Genomic DNA, 2,208 nt, shown 5'->3' with positions numbered 1-2,208 from the left:
TTAGCCACTGGCTCATTGCTGATCCAGTACAGCCCGATCGGGATGCTTTTCGTAGTGTTGATGCGTGCACCGACGGTGTATGCGGCCCCGCTGACGAACATGGCAGCAATACCCGCAACCGCGACGCCACTCGTAAAACGTTCCAAGATACGTCTCATATCTGAATATCCGCTTTGTACACTTGAATAAGCTTGTCGCTCAGCTTCGGAGCCGGAATCGAAGCCCGAGCCTGAAAGACAGGATCTTTGAAATAGAGCGGCTGTTTTCCGTAGATGGCCGGATAACCGGCAACGTAGATCACCATGTCGCCCGCTTTTTCGATTTCGCCTGATGCGTTCTTGCGCGGTCCCGGCATGCGCAGACATTCATCGGGCGTAAGCAAAGGCCGCTGTACTTCCTGGATCGTGCGCGACACCTGTCCCATCATGGCCGCTGTACGTCGGCCGCTGGTTGTAATCTGTTCCTTAATCACGGTGGTCTGCCCGGTCAGCCGCGAAAGATGCTCAGCCGTCTCGACACGGTTAGGCGGATAAGCATTTTGAACGTGACAATTGGAGGTAATCTGCTCATCATGGCCATAACCTGTTTCACGGCTACGAAGCTGGTTGATATCCTGGCAGATCAGATAACACTTGATGCCGTAACCAGCCACGAAAGCCAGCGACTCTTGCAGGATTTCCAGTTTTCCAAGACTTGGAAACTCATCCAGCATCATGAGCAAACGATGCTTATAGTGGGCTACGGGCCGGCCATTCTTGAACTCCATCTTGTCGGCCAACAGGCGTACGATCATGTTCACCATCACGCGCACCAAAGGCTTCAGACGGGATTTATCGTTCGGCTGAGTGACGATGTACAGGCTTACCGGGTCGTCATGATTCATCAAGTCTTTGATGCGGAACTCTGAGGCACTGACATTCCGGGCCACAACGGGATCGCGGTACAGAGCCAAGTAGGATTTGGCCGTGGAAAGGACCGAGCCAGCTTCTTCTTCGGGCCGGTCCATCATGTCCCGAGCCGCCGATCCGATAGCGGGATGGTTCTGACCGTCCTGGTGGCCGTAAGTCGCCATTTCCATCCAAAGCTCGGCAATGTCACGGTTTGGATCTGCCAGCATGGCATCGACGGATGGTAAAGTAGCCTCTGTGCCTTCGTGTTTGGCCTTGTAAAGCGCGTGCAGGATCACGCCAACCAGCAGCGCAAATGCGGTTTTTTGCCAATGGGATTCAAGGCCCTTGCCATCCGGGTCAACAATGAGGGAAGTAAGGTTTTGCACGTCGCCCACTTCGTTTTCCGTGCCAATCCGGATTTCATCCAGGGGGTTCCAGCACACGCCGCCATTGATCGATGCCGGCTCGAAGCGTAATACTCTATTTCTGGCGTACTTCTTTCTCCAGCCAGCGGTCAAGGCCCAAAGTTCGCCTTTCAGATCGGTGATCACGGCGCTGGCCGGCCATGAAAGCAGGGTTGGAATAACCAAGCCGACACCCTTGCCGGAACGGGTCGGCGCATACGTCAAGACATGTTCTGGCCCATTATGGCGTAGGTAGTGAAATTTACCATTCTTGTCCTCCCATCCGCCGACATACACACCGGCAGCCGTCGGCAACTCCTTGCCTGTCACGATTTCAAGAAAAGTTCTCGGTCGTGGCAATAGGCCCGCAGCTTGAATATCCTTTTGCCCGGACCATCGAGCCGAACCGTGCAGGTATTCGTTTGCTTTGGATGAGTTCGAGGAAATAACCTTAGCTACGGCCACGCTAAGCAGCCCAACAGTGGAAACCAACATACCAATACTTCCCGCTCGCATGATTTCATTCGGATACTGGCCATACCACATCGATCCCCATTGCAAGATCGACCAGGGCGTATAAATATGGCTGACATGGGCGCCAAGACTATCCTGATAGCTAAATGTATAGGCGAAAAACTGAGTGGCCGATTGCAGTCCGGCGCCAAGAGAAAGCACTCCCAAAGCCGGTAGCAGCTTATTGCCTTTCTTTTTGCCCCGAACCTGGGGGCCAACCGCATTGTTGTGTTTAGGTTTCATTGACTCCTTCCTTTCGATGTCCTGAGCGATCCTGTCGGACTAATCGTAACGGGATCGCCTACCACGATGCGCTTCAATCGCCTGGTCGTAGCCTGATCGATAGGCAGCACCATGACTTCATCGCCATGTTTCAGTAGCGCCAAAGCATGCCCATCGAC

Annotated in this window: 1 protein-coding gene; it reads right to left on the bottom strand. The window is 53.8% G+C overall.

Features of this window, described 5'->3' with window-relative positions; translation table 11 throughout:
* Positions 1-154: 154 nt before the first annotated feature.
* Positions 155-2,050 carry a type IV secretory system conjugative DNA transfer family protein gene (locus EK22_RS21735; protein ID WP_036254437.1) on the bottom strand — a complete coding sequence of 632 codons (1,896 nt, stop codon included), beginning with the start codon at positions 2,048-2,050 and terminating at the stop codon, positions 155-157.
* Positions 2,051-2,208 lie beyond the last annotated feature (158 nt).

Source organism: Methylobacter sp. BBA5.1 (assembly GCF_000746145.1).
Lineage (GTDB): Bacteria > Pseudomonadota > Gammaproteobacteria > Methylococcales > Methylomonadaceae > Methylobacter > Methylobacter marinus.
The sequence above is the reverse complement of the archived record's forward strand: the minus strand, read 5'-3'. Positions and strand labels throughout refer to the sequence as shown.